Annotated in this window: 13 protein-coding genes and 1 pseudogene; 9 read left to right on the top strand and 5 right to left on the bottom strand. The window is 42.8% G+C overall.

Annotation, left to right across the window (positions count from 1 at the left end; translation table 11 throughout):
• The first annotated feature begins 363 nt into the window (after positions 1-363).
• The 3 genes from NG821_RS11220 to NG821_RS11210 all read left to right on the top strand — a co-directional run bounded on the left by NG821_RS11220 (position 364) and on the right by NG821_RS11210 (position 5,784).
• The gene (locus NG821_RS11220) at positions 364-1,605 is read left to right on the top strand and encodes a YdcF family protein (protein WP_252761754.1); all 1,242 of its coding nucleotides are present in this window, start codon (positions 364-366) and stop codon (positions 1,603-1,605) included.
• Positions 1,606-1,963: 358 nt separating this feature from the next.
• Complete coding sequence (locus NG821_RS11215) at positions 1,964-4,030, top strand: glycoside hydrolase family 65 protein (RefSeq protein ID WP_252761753.1); 2,067 nt, start codon at positions 1,964-1,966, stop codon at positions 4,028-4,030.
• 728 nt (positions 4,031-4,758) lie between these two features.
• Positions 4,759-5,784 carry an alkaline phosphatase family protein gene (locus NG821_RS11210; RefSeq protein ID WP_252761752.1) on the top strand — a complete coding sequence of 342 codons (1,026 nt, stop codon included), beginning with the start codon at positions 4,759-4,761 and terminating at the stop codon, positions 5,782-5,784.
• Positions 5,785-6,095: 311 nt separating this feature from the next.
• On the opposite strand, the gene NG821_RS11205 is transcribed toward NG821_RS11210, so the two are convergent.
• The 3 genes from NG821_RS11205 to NG821_RS11195 all read right to left on the bottom strand — a co-directional run bounded on the left by NG821_RS11205 (position 6,096) and on the right by NG821_RS11195 (position 8,157).
• Positions 6,096-6,533 carry a DUF6078 family protein gene (locus tag NG821_RS11205; protein ID WP_252761751.1) on the bottom strand — a complete coding sequence of 146 codons (438 nt, stop codon included), beginning with the start codon at positions 6,531-6,533 and terminating at the stop codon, positions 6,096-6,098.
• 479 nt (positions 6,534-7,012) lie between these two features.
• The gene (locus tag NG821_RS11200; protein WP_252761750.1) at positions 7,013-7,393 is read right to left on the bottom strand and encodes a hypothetical protein; all 381 of its coding nucleotides are present in this window, start codon (positions 7,391-7,393) and stop codon (positions 7,013-7,015) included.
• A gap of 314 nt (positions 7,394-7,707) precedes the next feature.
• Positions 7,708-8,157 (bottom strand): type I restriction enzyme HsdR N-terminal domain-containing protein, encoded by a 450-nt coding sequence (locus tag NG821_RS11195; protein WP_252761749.1) that lies wholly within the window; start codon positions 8,155-8,157, stop codon positions 7,708-7,710.
• A 226-nt stretch (positions 8,158-8,383) separates the two neighbouring features.
• On the opposite strand from NG821_RS11195, the gene holA reads away from it, so the two are divergent.
• From holA to NG821_RS11175, 4 genes are all read left to right on the top strand, one after another.
• Positions 8,384-9,415, top strand: coding sequence for a DNA polymerase III subunit delta (gene holA, locus NG821_RS11190; RefSeq protein WP_252761748.1), 1,032 nt, complete (start codon positions 8,384-8,386; stop codon positions 9,413-9,415).
• 860 nt (positions 9,416-10,275) lie between these two features.
• On the top strand, positions 10,276-10,746 hold the full coding sequence (locus NG821_RS11185; protein ID WP_252761755.1) for a helix-turn-helix domain-containing protein: 471 nt from the start codon (positions 10,276-10,278) through the stop codon (positions 10,744-10,746).
• 227 nt (positions 10,747-10,973) lie between these two features.
• Positions 10,974-11,750 carry a dihydroorotate dehydrogenase electron transfer subunit gene (locus NG821_RS11180; protein ID WP_252761747.1) on the top strand — a complete coding sequence of 259 codons (777 nt, stop codon included), beginning with the start codon at positions 10,974-10,976 and terminating at the stop codon, positions 11,748-11,750.
• On the top strand, positions 11,738-12,646 hold the full coding sequence (locus NG821_RS11175) for a dihydroorotate dehydrogenase (protein WP_252761746.1): 909 nt from the start codon (positions 11,738-11,740) through the stop codon (positions 12,644-12,646). The genes NG821_RS11180 and NG821_RS11175 overlap by 13 nt, the downstream gene beginning before the upstream one ends.
• Positions 12,647-12,672: 26 nt before the next feature.
• On the opposite strand, the gene aroC is transcribed toward NG821_RS11175, so the two are convergent.
• On the bottom strand, positions 12,673-13,749 hold the full coding sequence (aroC, locus tag NG821_RS11170) for a chorismate synthase (RefSeq protein ID WP_252761745.1): 1,077 nt from the start codon (positions 13,747-13,749) through the stop codon (positions 12,673-12,675).
• A gap of 69 nt (positions 13,750-13,818) precedes the next feature.
• The gene (locus NG821_RS11165) at positions 13,819-14,427 is read right to left on the bottom strand and encodes an FKBP-type peptidyl-prolyl cis-trans isomerase (RefSeq protein WP_252761744.1); all 609 of its coding nucleotides are present in this window, start codon (positions 14,425-14,427) and stop codon (positions 13,819-13,821) included.
• 371 nt (positions 14,428-14,798) lie between these two features.
• Here NG821_RS11165 and NG821_RS11160 point away from each other — a divergent pair, with 371 nt between their 5' ends.
• Positions 14,799-15,164: a hypothetical protein gene (locus tag NG821_RS11160; protein ID WP_252761743.1), complete on the top strand. Its 366-nt coding sequence runs from the start codon at positions 14,799-14,801 to the stop codon at positions 15,162-15,164.
• Positions 15,165-15,360: 196 nt separating this feature from the next.
• Positions 15,361-15,939 (top strand): annotated as a pseudogene (locus NG821_RS11155) (M48 family metallopeptidase); the annotation flags it as partial.
• Positions 15,940-16,066 lie beyond the last annotated feature (127 nt).

Here is a 16,066-nt window from a genome sequence, read left to right as displayed (position 1 = left end):
CATAGAAGTCAACCTTTATCAGGATTAGAAGATAAAATGTCAACCATATGTAGGATTAAGGAAAATAATGAACAACTTAATTCAGGCTTAAGGCTAAAAGTGGTCAACCAATATTAGGCTACCACATGTGCATATTACATATTTCCTACAAAGGAAGCTAAATGTTTTGATTTCCAAGTTAATTTATCTGGATGAAAACTTCGATGATCATGATGATGAAAGGTCCGTTTGATTCGGACAGAAAGTTTAATATTATCACTTACTGATATCCGAATCCTTATGCATTTCAAATGATTTAAAATGGCTTATAACGTTTCGAACGCATACTCCGAACATTAATACAGTAAATTTCATAAAATAGAGATGATGAAGCGCATTCTTATTTATAGCATATTATTATTTTTCTTTATTATAGCGAGAGGGCAGCAAGGGGAACATAATTACAAACTGATAGCTCCTGATAGAATAGAAAGTAAGAACTATTATTTTACTTACCTTCTGGGGTATTTCCATGATGTAGATTCGCTGTTGCAAACAAATACGACTTTGAAGCAAATGGCAATTGAAAAAAGGCAGAAACTTATACAAGCTTCTACTTATGAAGAACGGATTGCTGCCTTTAAGTTTACCGAAGAAGAAATACATAAAGCTGGACAGGCTTTCGCACAATTATACCACAAAGGGAATCCATTGGACAAATTGCTAAAAACGCAGATTATTCCTTCCGGATGTTATGGCCAATATACGGAAGAAGGTAGTGAATTGATAAAGAAAATATGGAGACAAGATGCAGAAGGCATCAACTACGCTATAGAAGTATATGGTTCTGGACGACATCCTAATTATCCGCAAATAGATTCTATCTATTTTAATGTGAAAAGCAGTCGTTATACAAAAGAGATTCTTCCTGGATGCCAACAGAATGTTCTTTTAGAGACTGAGCCTGCTTCTCGTTTCTATTCAATTCCAATAGCAGCAGTTAGGACATTATTGGATGTGAATGAATGTGCTCAGGCGTCAGATTATGAGCCTATGGGGAAAGGCGTGAATAGTTCAGCATACTCGAAAATAAAGCAGACGGTATGGGACAATTATCCTTATAGTGCTATTCTTGTGTTGGGTGCGGGGCCTGAATCCAAAAGTGAATCCATATCACCAGAAGGAAAAATTCGTGCCGAATATGCAGCTATTTACTACCATCGTCGTCAAGCACCTTTTATAATTGTTTCAGGTGGGAAAGTTCATCCTTATCATACGCCTTATTGTGAGGCAGAGGAGATGAAACGTTATCTGATGAAATGCTGGGACGTTCCTGAAAGTGCTATTATCATGGAACCGCATGCCAGACATACCACCACAAATATTCGCAATGCCGGACGTATATTATGGCGAGAAGGGTTTCCCATGAACAAAGCTACGTTAATAACGAGTTCTTCTTCACACATTGACTATATCATTAATGGCAACGGATTCAAGCAACGTTTTTTAGAAGAACTGAAAACAATACCGTATAGGTTGGGAAAACGTATCTCTGAAGGTGCAATAGAATACTATCCGCTAGTAAGTACACTGATTATTAATCCTTTGGAGCCGTTGGATCCATAGGCAACCTATATTATTGTTTCGATAAGAAATATGGGAATAACGAGTGGCAAAAAGAAACAATTCTTTGAGGTATAGGTCTCTATTATTTGGTCATATTTCTTGAGAATCCTTGCATATATCAAAGTTTTTTACTTACTTTGCTTGGAAGCGGCGTATGCGTTGAACTGAACGTGGTCGTTTGGAGACGATTTATTTTCTGGTAATCAACGCTATGCGCAACTTACCTGATATTCTCTACTAAGTTGTTTCCGGTTCAATTAACCTTTAATTATAATGCCATTTTTAATTGACGTTGTTATTTGAGGACCGAATTCGGAATTTCTATAACTATGAAAGACAAGAAAACCAAATGAAGAAAATGAAAATTTTTAAGTGTAAACCCTTGGGATTATTAACTCATGCAAAATGTTTGAGTTTCGTCTCTTTTATCATGGTCTATGGCTCCTTATATGCACAAGACCCCTGGAAAATCACCGTGAATAAAGTGGATTCTACTAAGTATTACGGGGTGACAGTCGCTAATGGTATTCTAGGACTGGTGTCTTCTTTGCAACCGTTACAGACTTCTCATACTGTTCTGGCAGGATGTTATGACAAATTCGGACGTGGGGATGTGAGTAATTTTTTGAGTGGATTCAATTTCCTAAACACATCACTTCTTATAGATAATCAGAAGATAAGATATGGTAATATTAGTCATTATGTGCAGGAGTTGGATATGAAAAATGCAGTCTTTAATGCTCATTTTGATTATCATGGTGAGGCGAATGTGTCTTACTCCTTCGCATCCCTGCGGCAACTCCCTTATTGTGCACTGTTGACAGTTACGATTACGCCACTAAAGGATATTAAGGTCAAAGTGGTTAATACCCAAGCCCTTCCTGACGGCTTTCATGACAACAAAGTTTTCCACGAAGAACTTCATGTTGGACATGCCGTGACAAATCTTATGACGACCGAGGCGCTTAGTCCTACAGGTAAATTGAAAATGGGTGCTTGTTCTACTTTTCTCTTTCCTTCGGAACTCGGGCAGTCCGTTGCTGTTCAACAGGAAAAGGGGGAGGGACAAAATTCGTATTTTGTCAAACAGTTGAAGAAAGGACAGACTTATCGGTTTGCTGTTGTCGGTTCGACTCTATCATCTGCACAGTGTTCTGATCCTATAAATGAGGTGAAGCGTTTGGTGATTTACTGTCAAATGGAAGGTGTCAGGAAGTTGCTCAACACTCATTATTCGCTTTGGCGAAATTTATGGGAAAGTGATATCCAAATAGAAGGTGATCCACAAGCACAACAGGATGTCAATAGTATGATGTATCATCTGTATTCCTTTCTGAGGGAAGGTTCTAATCTTTCGATTTCACCTATGGGTTTGTCCGGACTTGGTTACAATGGGCATATCTTTTGGGATGCCGATACATGGATGTTTCCGGCGTTGCTGCTCCTGCATCCTGAACTTGCCCAGTCAATGATAAATTATCGCTATGATCATTTAGAGGCGGCCAGGAAAAATGCCTTTGAACATGGTTACAGAGGAGCTCAATTTGTTTGGGAAAGTGCGGATACGGGATTTGAAGATACGCCTGTTTTTGCAATGACCGGTCCTTTCGAGCATAGTGTTACAGGTTGTGTGGGCTTTGCTGCCTGGCAGTATTATTGTGTGACCCATGATAAGGTTTGGCTGAAAGAGAAAGGTTTTCCACTTCTCAAGGAAACTGCTGATTTTTGGCTGAGTCGCGTTGTGCCCGGTGAAGACGGGTATGAGCATATTCCGAATGTTGTGGCTGCTGATGAGTGGGCAGAGAATGTAGACGATGATGCATTTACCAATGGCATTGCAAAGATGAATCTGATCTGTGCGGCCAAGGCTGCTCGCGTCCTGAATTTTCCTATAGACCGTGAGTGGGAACGTGTGGCTTCCAAGATCAAGTTCTGGAAAATTGACTCAGGTGTTACACGGGAATATTCGACTTATAACGGTGGGAACATCAAACAATGTGATGTTAATCTTCTGGCTTTTCCGCTGAAATTTGTTACGAATAAGGTCGATATTTCGCACGATTTGGAATACTATAGTCGGAAAGTTCCGAATGAGGGCACTCCCGCTATGACACAGGCTATTTTTACGATTCTTTACTCAAGGTTGGGCTATCAAAAACGTGCCTGGGACTATTTTCAGGATTCCTATATCCCGAATCTGCTTCCCCCGTTCCGGGTAATTGCCGAAACAAAAAATGGCACTAATCCATATTTTGCTACTGGAGCTGGTGGAATATTACAATCTGTTATTATGGGGTTCGGAGGAATAGATATTTCCTATGACGGTGGAATCTCGCAAGTCCATAGTGTATTGCCTAAACATTGGAAGAAACTGACGCTGACTTCTATCGGTGTCGAACGTAAAACGTATACGGTGGGGAAATAGAAATAGTCATGGTACCCTTTAAATGGGGGTTCTCTGCCAATAAGGTTAGGATTTCTAAGGTATCTATTCTGATTTTATTCTTTGATGTCTGAGTTGTTGCCGTCAATTTATCGGATCTTGGCTATGCAGAAAGTTGCCTTGTCTCGTATGGAATGATAGGGTAACTTTATACATCAATCTCTTCTGTTCTGTATCCGGTATTTTCATTAAACTGATAATCAACTCCGAAGGTGTATTTTATTCTTTCCATTTCTCCATGTTTTGAATTGTTAAATTATGTAATGGATCTGATGCCATATTGCCTTTTTTGTTGAAAATAATGACTGTATTTAAGCGTTTTCTCGAATTTATTACATAATTTTGTAAATAGAGATTAGATTCAGCTAATTCTAGATGATATGCTGATGGGCTTCGACTCGTAATATACTGAAATTTGGTTAGCTTTTTCACGGGGAGTGGTCGACATTCCTCGGGATTTTGTGCGCCGTTTAGTCTGCTTGACTCTTCTTGCAGAAAACGGTGCTCTTTTGTCGACGGGTCTATACTGATCCCAGTGACAAACGGGTCCGTGAGTTTACCGGATTTGGTGCAATACTTCTGTCGGGCATCGTCACAATACCGGCTCGCAGCAGGGTCTTGGAAGGTAGAAAGATTAATAGATTATTCATAAAATGTGTAGGTTATTTGTAAAGGTCTTATGTGTTTTGTTATTTTTGCCGGGATTTGCTATGGCCGAGCAGAAACTGGTTCTGATTACGATAGACGGCTACCGTTGGCAAGAACTTTTCGGAGGTGCTGATGCGACTTTGATCAACAATCCGGCATTCGGGAATGTGAAGTTGATGAAAGACAGTTATTGGGCTGATTCCAGGGATGTGCGAAGACAACGCTTGATGCCTTTCACCTGGAGCTATATCGCTAAAAAAGGCGTGATGATCGGAGATCGCACGGAGGGTTGCTGCATGGACGTAACAAACAAGATGTGGTTTTCCTATCCCGGGTACAATGAGGATCTGTGTGGCTATGCTGACGATCAGGACATTCACAGCAATGGACCGCTCCTCAATCCTAATGTCACGGTACTGGAGGTCGCTAACCATTCTCAGAAATACAAAAATTCGGTGTTGGCATTCGGGAGTTGGGCACGATTCATCGAAATATTCAACGAAAAACGTAGTGGAATAAAGGTCAATGCTGGATACCGCCATGCGATGACTGAAAATCCTTCGGAACGAGAGCAGTTCCTGGATACTTTGACCGGATATGTGCCGAAACTCTGGGAGATAGAGCGCTTTGATTTTCTGACGCACGAGTATGCGCTGGAAGCTATGAAAGCACATCATCCAAAGGTCTTGTTTATCGGATATGGTGATACAGATGCATGGGCACATGCTGGAAAGTACAGAATGTATCTTGGCGCAGTACATTCTGTCGACAGTTTCATAAAAGAATTGTGGAATTATGCTCAGAGCGATCCTTTTTATAAAGACCAGACGACCTTTATCGTGACTTGTGACCATGGGCGTGGGGATACCGGCATCAATGCATGGCGCAGTCATGGAGCGCAGACTCCTCATTCTTCCCAAACCTGGCTGATGGCTTTCGGCAAGGGCATTCCCGCAAGGGGCGTCCTGACTTCAGGGAGGTATTTCAATAACCAAATCGCACCGACGATCGCAAAGATTCTTGGAATCGAATACAGACCGAATCAGAAAAAGATAGGGCGGCCGATGGCTGTCCTCCTCAATGAATGAGCGTCTGAAATAGGGCGCAAGCATTGATTTATCCTTATATGACAAGAGGAACTCGGATAAAACTCCGGGTTCCTCTTGTTTGTTTCCTTTTCAACGGGTTTGCTGACTTCTTTCATTTCCGGCACCTTCGGGATTTCGGGAACCGGACGTGTGTATGAGCGTGGTGAAGGCGGCTCCTTCAACTTATGAAGAGCGTTCCCACAACTTGGGAATGGGGTTCATATTGACCTGTGAAGGGGGGCCATGCCTTGGGGAATGGGAATACGGTATGGGGATGATGTGCGGGGAGAATGATGAGGTCTGTAGGGCGTTTACCAATCGTAGACGTCTTTATAACCGTCAAACTGCAGGTTATCGGTATAATGGTACTGTTTGAATAGATCGATGATCCATTCTTGTTGCTCCGGAGTCAGTAATTTTTCTCCATAATGGTATCGGTAATAGGTTCCTCGTCCTCCCAAATACTTCGTGATAATATGATGGAGTTGGGCAGAATCTTTCAGTTTGACATTTTCGAAAAGGGTGTTGAACCCCCATGCACCATGCATGAGCCTGGTCTTTTTGAAAAATCTGCAGTTGCTGTCTTTTAGGGCTGCTGGAAAGGTCGCAAAGCCACTGAGCGTATCTCGGTCTATATGCTCTCCCGCAAAATACCGGATGCAGTCTTTGGAAAGTGGACATTTTGCCAAGAAACAGAACTGATAGTAACGTGGGACTTGGGACGTTTCCTTTATGTGCGTTTGCTTCATAAGTTCTTGTCTTTATTTGATAGGTAACTGTCTGGAAATGATTGCCCTCAACTGATGCCGAGGATTACGCCGTCGTTTTGTCTCCGGCTCGTTTTCTGATTCCTGCGAAACAGCACACCTTTGGATTGGACGGGGTGAATTGGAAGGACGCCCTTGCCAAACGATGGGGATCAAAGGGCGCCCTGATAAGATATGCTTCTTCAATAGGTACTTAAAGATACGGGATTGTGGAAGTAACCGGCATTCTTCATATTTTTCTGTATTGATGGGTTGTGCCACTGTACTCCCGTGAATTTTATAAATCGGGAGTACCTTCTCAAACTGGCATTTCTCATGGTATCTATTAAGTCCTTTTGATAAAAACCTTGAGTTTTCTGTCCTTCATTCAGCCCATGTAAATTTCGAGAGAACCGTTGTAACGGTCGTCTTCTGAAGGAAAATCTCCAGAGACATGGGCTGACACCTGACCTTGATAAAGGTCAGCATCTTCTTCGGGAAATGAAGTGCAGGATAGGATGCATTTCTCCGCTTAGGAAGATGTCTTTATATCGGGTCATGAAGCATTTGTTCCAGGCTGAGTCCTTCTTAGGCGCACTGTTGACGTAAGAATTGGGATTTTCAGGGATTTTCCTATTAGTAAGGTGGCAGATTTCCTGTATTAAACTCTTGTATGCCCTTGGCCTGCCATGTTTGTCTGTGACTGCAAATTGCAGAAATACCTGATGTATCCATATACATAAATCGGTTAGGGAACTATCCCATGACAATTTCTCTTCTTTTCCGAGTTCCTGAATCCAGAGAAAGTCTTTCAATAAAGCTTGGTTCAAATCGTCTTCATACGCCATTTCGTCTTTTTTCATGGTCATCATTTTTTAAGATTAGTTTAAAAGGATGCCGGTTAATTGTCTCCACTGAAACAAGATCCTTTTTGGAAAACAAGTACAAAAATAATAAAAAACGGAAATAAATGAGAAGAAGTTATAGTGTTTTTTGATTGGAAATTTTAGAAAACCGTAAGAATCATTTGGCGTTTCGGGGGATTATTTTGGAAGTGAGTCGTTTGGAACCTAGAATATTTTAAGGTATAAAGGGCTGGTATTGGGAATGGTTGGAATGGTTCGGACTGACGGTTCCGACAAGTCCGAAGAAAGGAGGGCGGAACTCAAAGGTCAGATCAGAGGTCTTTATAGAAGGGGATGTCTTTTAGAAAAAGATAGGTTTGACGGGCATAATCCATCTTGCAGATATAGTGCTTGATGCCATTGGAGACAATGAGGTAATCGACGTGCAGGAGCAGGTTGTAAGCGGATATCTGGTCAAAAACTTTCTGTGTGACGGGGATCGTCGGGGCTTTGTATTCGATGATCATCCTGGGGTTGAGGTCATTTCTGTAGAGGACACTGTCCGCCCGGAGTACCTTGTTTCCGCATTTCAACTGCACCTCGTTCTGCATCAACGAGGCAGGATAGCCGCGGTGCTCAATGAGGAAATGGACGAAGTGCTGACGGACCCATTCTTCGGGGGTCAATGCTACAAACTTCCTGCGGAGAAGGTCAAAAATACTTGGTTTCTCCTGTGTTCCTGAGAGTTTGATTTGAAAATCGGGTAAATTCAAGGGTGTCATCTTCATTTGTTTTGATAAGGGGTATGTCGGGTGAAATAAACAGGGAAAGCGTGTCGTCAGTTTGAATGTGCCGGCAGAGGAAATGTAGTTTTAACAAAACCCGTTTTTCCCTTTGCATTTCATCTGATTTGCATTACCTTTGCATAAAAGCATTTGCAAAGATAGTAAAAAAAGAAATCCTGGGGAAAGGTTATTGCCATTTCTCCTGTATTCTCATCAGATAACTATGGCAGAGAAAAAAGCAAGCGTCACTTACGGCAGTATCATGAGGGATTTGAAAGCCCGTAAATTTGCACCTATCTATATATTGGGTGGGCAGGAATCTTATTACATCGATAAGATTTCGGATTACCTGGCCCAGAATGTCCTTCGACCGGAGGAGCGTGATTTCAACCAGACCATCGTCTACGGCCTTGATGTCACCTCATCTCAGATCATTGACATGGCGCTCCGTTATCCAATGATGGCGGAACATCAGGTGATCATCGTGAAGGAATCGCAGTCGATGAAGGATACTGACCTTTTGGAGAAATATTTCGCGAAACCGCAGAGGTCGACGATCTTGGTGTTCTGCCATAAAAATGCGAAACTGGATACGAAGAAAAAAATCTATTCCATCGCCCGCAAAAATGGGGCGGTCATTTTTGACGGAAAAAAATTGTATGACCGTGAGCTGCCAGGCTTCATTGACACTTACCTGAAAACTAAAAGTGCGACGATTGAGCCTAAGGCTGCTCAGATGATTGCCGACCATGTGGGTTCAGATCTGAATAGGTTGATTTCGGAATTGGACAAGATCATCATCTCTCTTCCTGAAAATGACCGGAGAATTACTGCCGAAACGGTGGAAGAGGAAGTTGGGGTAAGCAAGGATTTCAATGTCTTCGAACTACAAAAAGCACTGGCTCAAAAGGATATTTTCAAGGCAAATGAGATTATCAAATATTTTAACAAAAATCCAAGAGCTTATCCTGTTTTCAGAGTGCTCCCACAACTCTTTTCTTTTTTCCAAAATCTGCTGATCGTGGATCTCATGCCCAACCGGAATAATCAGAATGAGGTGGCTCTGAAATTGGGGCTGAGAGGTGGCTGGGCAGCTTGGGATTATATGTCTGGACAGAGAAATTACAGGGCTGAAAAACTCATCCAGATCATCCGGAAATTCAGAGAAATAGATGCCAAAAGCAAGGGTATAGGAAACCCGAATACAGATGGGGGAGAATTGTTGAGAGAGTTGCTCTTCTTCATTCTGCACTGATTTAACACTTTTTTAAGTGCCCTTCGAGGCATTTTAGACCCGATTTTCAAGAAAAGAATTGAAAATCGGGCTTTTTTATGGGTAATAATAGGGGTAAAAGGCCCTTTTTTCGCTCTTTTGAAAGTTGAAAATGATGTCTTTTTTGCGCAGAAATAACCGATTTTCAACAAGTTAAGCTCAAAAAAGACCTCTGAGAATCGCATCGTTTTAAACAAGTCGGGCATCTGTTGGAATGGTGCGAATTTTCTGAAAACAAGTTCTTTTGAAAGGGATATAATTTGGTTTTAGTATTTATTATGATTTACATTTATACATTATAGCCTAATATATTTACAAATATAGAGTATTGATTTACGTATCGAAAAGGTGTATCTTAAAATATAAATCAATACACAATATCATAGTATACATATCAAAACGTAAAAGAATAACTTCAAGAATGTAAACCAATATTTATGCATATAGTCTTTATAAGCTATAAATCACTAATAATCAATATTTTATGAGTTTTGTGTCAACACTATAAGTTTGAAAAGGAAGTAATAGGACAGTATTTGTGCATAATGGGTTTGTTCTACATTTGTAATTGTAAATATAGCCTGATAATAACCAGTGAATTGCGTACAACCCTTATATAAAGGCTTTGTTATAAAACTCGTCCATATGGTATTGATTTGTAAATGTAAATGTAAATATCTACATTCGATGTATCAGTACTTGCAAATACAAGATTGTAAATGTAAAATTAAAAAGATGAATTTCTGTCTACATTTGTTGTATGAGTCAAAAAAATGTTTTACCTTTGTAAAACCAAAGAAAATTCAAGTTTTAGAGGTAAAAGGTTACTGATTATGTCAGAAATGAAAGATCGAATCCGTCAATTGATGGAAAGCCAACACATGACTCAACAGGTGTTCGCTCAAACTCTGGGAATCTCATCGGCATCCTTGAGCAGTATTTTTACCGGTCGTACAAATCCGACCTTGAAACATGTAGAAGCAATCAAGCATCGGTTTCCTGATATCAATCTCGATTGGTTGATGTTCGGTGAAGGTTCTATGCAGCAGAATTCTCAAGTTGAGAATGCCCCTATAGAAGAAGGAGAAGGTGCGATGGCAGAAGACGCCGAACCGAGTCTGGATTTTGATGAAAATGCTTCGGAACCTACTGCAGCCGCTTCTAAAATTCCAGAGGATTTCAACGCTGAAAACAGACCTCTTCATAGGGCTGTAAATAGTGTGAAATATATTGACAAACCGCAACGTAAAATCAGAGAGATCCGGGTCTTCTATGATGACATGTCATGGGAGGCTTTTGTCCCTCAGAAATGAGCCGGAAATGAACCTGAATGGAATAACTGTTCAAGTATTCCATTCCAGTATGAGTTTGCGGTACCATTGGCGTATGAATATCCTCATGATTCTATCATTCTGCTATCAGATGAGGCAAAATACTGTTCCTTTATACCTTATTTTATAGAATTAACGCGTATTCTTTGAAATCTCTGTGATTTTTGCATTGATTTTTGTATCTTTGCAACAATCGGAGATAAATGAACATGAAAAAATACGTATTGGACTTAGAGGTCGTTTCCAATGAGACGCTCAGTGATATCCATGCACTTATCAAGTTAAGGGCTGCTGATCCGCTCCCGGAGATGTATCCCGGACAATTTGTCGAGGTACGTGTGGAAAATTCGACTTCTACTTTTCTGCGTCGTCCCATATCTGTAAATTTCGTAGACCGCCGAAAGAACCAACTCTGGCTGCTCGTCGCAGCTGTTGGCGAGGGCACCCGTCATCTGATGACACTTCAGGCTGGAGACAAACTCAACTGTATCCTTCCTTTGGGACATGGCTTTACTTTGCCGGAATCTCCTGGAGAACGGATGCTGCTTGTCGGAGGAGGCGTAGGCGTCGCTCCACTGCTATTCCTAGGTTCGGAAATCCATAAGATAGGCGGAGAGCCTGTCTTTCTCTTGGGGGCAAAAACTAAAACGGGTTTGCTGGAGACCGATCTCTTCAAACAATTCGGTAGAGTCTGCATCACGACTGAGGATGGGTCTGCCGGAGAAAAAGGTTTTGTCACCCAGCATTCTGTCCTGAACGAAGAGAGGTTCGACAGGGTAGCGACATGCGGCCCTAAACCGATGATGGTAAGTGTTGCCCGCTATGCGGAGCAGGCCGGTATAGAATGTGAGGCTTCTCTGGAAAACAGCATGGCTTGTGGAATAGGGGCATGTCTCTGCTGCGTGGAGAAAACGATTGACGGGAATATAAGGGCTTGTCAGGAAGGCCCGGTCTTAAATACAAGGAAGTTATTATGGCAGCATTAGGTGTAAAAATCAATCGACTGGAATTGAAGAACCCGGTGATGACGGCATCCGGAACTTTCGGATACGGCCTGGAATATGCCGACTTTGTACCTCTCCAAGAACTGGGGGCCATTATCGTCAAAGGCACGACCCTGGAGCCTCGTGAAGGGAATGATTATCCTCGCATGGCTGAGACGCCGCAGGGAATGCTCAACTGTGTAGGACTTCAGAATAAAGGAGCTGATTATTTTTGCAAGCATATTTATCCTTCGATCAAGGATATCGGTACGAATATGATCGTCAATGTGAGCGGTAATTCTCCTGAGAACTACGCTGCCTGCGCTGCCAAAATGGATGAGTTGGACCAGATACCGGCTATAGAACTCAATATCAGTTGTCCGAACATCAAGGGTGGCGGTATGGCCTTCGGTGTCACTCGTGCCGGGGCTGCAAGTGTGGTCAGGGCTGTCAGAAGGGTTTACCATAAGACACTCATCGTGAAACTCTCCCCCAATGTGACGGATATTGCTGATATCGCCCTCGCTTGTGAGGCTGAAGGGGCTGATGCCGTCTCTCTGATCAATACAGTACTTGGAATGGCTGTGGACATCGAAAAGCGCAGACCGGTGCTCAGTATCCGGACTGGTGGTTTAAGTGGCCCTGCCGTGAAACCGATAGCCTTGAGAATGGTATACGAGACGGCACACGCTGTCAAGATCCCTGTCATTGGATTGGGAGGAATCTGCAACGCTGATGATGCCATAGAATTTATGATGTGCGGTGCAACTGCCATACAGGTCGGGACGGCCAATTTCCTTGATCCTACTGTGACTATAAAGGTCAGGGACGGAATCAATGACTGGCTAGACAGGCATGGCGTGAAAGATATCCACGAGATTATAGGGGCCATCGATTAGATGCTCCTATAATCAGGTAAACATTGTTATAATCTTACAGTTTTGTTCAACAAGTAGTTGTCGAGTATGACCATTGCCGCCATATTCTCGACGATAGGCACTGCACGTGGCAGCACGCAGGAGTCGTGTCTTCCCCGGGCTGTCAGTGTGGCCGGATTGCCCTGGATGTCAACGGTGTCCTGAGGTTTGAGGATCGTCGCTACGGGTTTGAAGGCAATGCGGAAATAGATGTCCTGACCATTGCTGATGCCACCCTGGATGCCTCCACTGTGATTGGAGACGGTCGTGATCTTACCGTCCTTATTCGTGAACGGATCATTCTGTGTACTGCCATGCCCTGTAACACCGGCAAAGCCTTCTCCGTATTCGAAGCCTTTTACAGCGTTGATGCTGAGCATGGCTGCACCCAACTGGGCATGGAGTTTGCCGAATTCCGGTTCTCCGAGTCCTACAGGACAACCTTTGATGACACAAGTGATAATGCCGCCTACAGTATCGTTGTCAGACTTCACCTTGGCGATCAGCTCTGCCATCTCTGCTGCCTTTTGCTGGTCGGGGCAACGGACGACGTTGTCGTCTATCGTGGACAGGTCATACTTGTGGTAATCTTTGTCCAGTGCGATGTCGCCGACTTGTGACGTATAGGCATAGATGTGAATGTCCAGAGTGTTCAGGGCAAGTTTTGCCAGTGCCCCTCCTACACATCTTGCGATCGTGATGCGTGCCGAGGAACGTCCTCCGCCGCGATAATCGCGGATACCGTATTTCGTATAATAGGTATAGTCGGCATGTGAAGGGCGGAACAAGTTCTGCATGTTGTTGTAGTCCTGAGGACGTTGGTTGGTGTTCCTGACTTCGAAACCTATTGGGGCTCCAGTAGATTTCCCCTCAAAGATACCGCTCAGGAACTCGACCTCGTCGGCTTCCTTTCTCGCTGTCGTCAGACGGCTCTGTCCGGGTTTGCGCCGGTTGAGTTCATGTTGTACGAAGTCTTTGTCTATTTCTATGCCGGCGGGATAGCCGTCGACAACTCCTCCTATGGCGGGTCCATGACTTTCGCCGAAACTCGTCAGCCTGAAAATATTTCCAAAGGTATTTCTCATAAGGCGTATATTATATAATGTCTAAAGAATACTTCTCGTTATTGGGCGGCAACTGCATCTCTGGCCGATTCAACGGCAGTTACCACAGCACTCATGACCGCCGCAACTCCCATTGCCACAGTTTCCTTTGTGATGTCCGCCTTCGTGCCCGCAATCTTCGCAATGGCCGTCACAACTTTCCTGTTGGCTGTGGATCTGGCTCAGGCAGTCTGACAGTTCCTGTTCCGTAGCATCCCGACTTTCCATTATGCAACCTGTAAACTTCAGGTCTTTTCCGGCCAAGGGGTGGTTGAGGTCTATCTTGACTTGTGTATCGTTGAGAGCAAGGACATGACCGAGAAAACGATTGCCGTCAGCATTCTGAAGTGGTACGACGGCACCTTTCTTGATATGCTCGTCATCAAATTTTCCGTTGATGAAAAAGATCGATTTGTCCATGTCTATGACCAGAGAGGCATCATATTCCCCATAAGCCTGATCGTGAGGAACTTCAAACTCAAAGCTGTCGCCTTTCTCCAGAGGAGTGACTTGGTCTTCAAAAGCCTGCAGGGCGATGCCAAGTCCACTAATGAACTGGAACGGGCGGTCGTCGGAGGTCTGTTCGATCAGTTCTGACTTGCCGTCTGTGGTGTCATAGAGTTGATAGGACAGGTTGATGTACTTGTTGGAATTACTCATTTGATAGTTTTGTTATTGATGATTGTATGCAAAGGTACGAAATAATTCACGAAGGTACGAAACAATTCCACGAAGGTATGAAATATTTTCAATGGAAAAATAGCTAAATAAGGAATATTGCCACAGAGGTATTCAGTTTGTAACCGTACCATGAGCAGTTGTGACAAAGTGATTAAAAATCAAAAGGAAAGTTGTTTCTTTGATTTATGTCAAGAAAGGAGCCGGATAAGGATAAAAAACAAGTATTTTGTTTACTGTGTACGGAAACAGTTGTATATTTGCATTGTCTTTAAGAGAGACGTAAGGGTAATTAATTAAGGGTAATGTTAAACGAGAGCCGTTTTCTGGAAGGCTCACAAAAAGGTAAAAAGATGAAAAAGATGATTTTATTGGCTGTTGCACTGCTCAGCATGACCACAGCTACATTCGCCGCAAATGATGAAAAAGAAGCTACCGCAACAACTGCAGCTTATCACATGAACTTCAATATGAACAGTCTGTCAAGGGCTTTGGGTCTGGATTTCGATCAGGCTGACGCTGTAGAAGATGTTCATCACAATTTCTCTGCAGAAATGATGAATGCAGGATTGGCTCCCAAGGCTGACCGTAAGGTGATGGTAGACAAAGCTATCGACAAAGATCTGAAGTACATGCATTCAATTCTTTCTGAAGACCAATATCACAAGTATCTTCAGTTGCTGAATGTCACACTGAACAACCGTGGGATAGAGAAATAAAGAAGCTGTTTTTATAATGAGGAAGCGCTGTTCTTAGAAAGAGACCAGCGTTTTTTTTGTGCCCTTTCCGTGGATCGAATCTGATCTTTTAAGTGTTTGTCGGTCAGAAAATAAGTCTATTTTTTTGGAAATATCGAGAATAAATCCTACTTTTGCATTTATCTAATAATAAGTTCAAAAGAATAATATTGTAACAATGAAAAAGATCAAGTTTTTGACTTTTACCGCAATCCTGACGATCCTATTGTCTGCTTGCGGGACTTCAGAGACAGTTCCTATTACCGGGCGCAAACACAAGATCGGCGTTTCTGACCAGCAGGTTCTCGCCTTATCTAATCAAGAGTACTCAAAATATATGGCGACAGCCGTTAAGTCGACGAATGCCACGAATACGGCTATGGTGAACCGTGTAGGCAGACGACTGGCTGATGCTGTGGACTCTTATCTCAATACCCATGGCTATCAGAGTGAGGTGAAGGATTTCCAATGGGAGTTCAACCTCGTCCAGAACAAGGAGGCGAATGCGTTCTGTATGCCCGGTGGAAAAATCGTGGTCTATGAAGGTTTGCTGCCCTATACACAGGACGAGACGAGTCTTGCCATTGTACTGGGACATGAGATCGCTCATGCCGTAGCCAAGCACAGTGCTGAACAGATGACCAAACAACAGAACCAGCAGTTGGGTACGAATATCGGAGCCAATATCATCGGGGCTGTGACCGGCAGCAGCGATCTGGGGAATATCGCCAGTCAGGTGGCCGGACAATATTTCAGTTTACCCGTTGGCGGAATTAAATTCATTAAATAATGATGTATAAAAAGTTGCGCATATCGCTGATTTTTAGTAAATTAGTAGTGTCAAAACTGTTAATTTCAAATCATCGATATGCACAACCTATATA

Origin of the sequence: Segatella cerevisiae, assembly GCF_024054555.1 — a bacterium.
Classification (GTDB): Bacteria; Bacteroidota; Bacteroidia; order Bacteroidales; family Bacteroidaceae; genus Prevotella; species Prevotella cerevisiae.
This window is presented reverse-complemented; position numbering and strand designations above follow the sequence as displayed.

Excerpts from the sequence above, each read along its gene's own strand:
- NG821_RS11220 (WP_252761754.1), top strand. The coding sequence starts at position 364 with ATGATGAAGCGCATTCTTATTTATAGCATATTATTATTTTTCTTTATT.
- NG821_RS11215 (WP_252761753.1), top strand. The coding sequence starts at position 1,964 with ATGAAAATTTTTAAGTGTAAACCCTTGGGATTATTAACTCATGCAAAA.
- NG821_RS11210 (WP_252761752.1), top strand. The coding sequence starts at position 4,759 with ATGGCCGAGCAGAAACTGGTTCTGATTACGATAGACGGCTACCGTTGG.
- NG821_RS11205 (WP_252761751.1), bottom strand. The coding sequence starts at position 6,533 with ATGAAGCAAACGCACATAAAGGAAACGTCCCAAGTCCCACGTTACTAT.
- NG821_RS11200 (WP_252761750.1), bottom strand. The coding sequence starts at position 7,393 with ATGAAAAAAGACGAAATGGCGTATGAAGACGATTTGAACCAAGCTTTA.
- NG821_RS11195 (WP_252761749.1), bottom strand. The coding sequence starts at position 8,157 with ATGACACCCTTGAATTTACCCGATTTTCAAATCAAACTCTCAGGAACA.
- holA (WP_252761748.1), top strand. The coding sequence starts at position 8,384 with ATGGCAGAGAAAAAAGCAAGCGTCACTTACGGCAGTATCATGAGGGAT.
- NG821_RS11185 (WP_252761755.1), top strand. The coding sequence starts at position 10,276 with ATGAAAGATCGAATCCGTCAATTGATGGAAAGCCAACACATGACTCAA.
- NG821_RS11180 (WP_252761747.1), top strand. The coding sequence starts at position 10,974 with ATGAAAAAATACGTATTGGACTTAGAGGTCGTTTCCAATGAGACGCTC.
- NG821_RS11175 (WP_252761746.1), top strand. The coding sequence starts at position 11,738 with ATGGCAGCATTAGGTGTAAAAATCAATCGACTGGAATTGAAGAACCCG.
- aroC (WP_252761745.1), bottom strand. The coding sequence starts at position 13,749 with ATGAGAAATACCTTTGGAAATATTTTCAGGCTGACGAGTTTCGGCGAA.
- NG821_RS11165 (WP_252761744.1), bottom strand. The coding sequence starts at position 14,427 with ATGAGTAATTCCAACAAGTACATCAACCTGTCCTATCAACTCTATGAC.
- NG821_RS11160 (WP_252761743.1), top strand. The coding sequence starts at position 14,799 with ATGAAAAAGATGATTTTATTGGCTGTTGCACTGCTCAGCATGACCACA.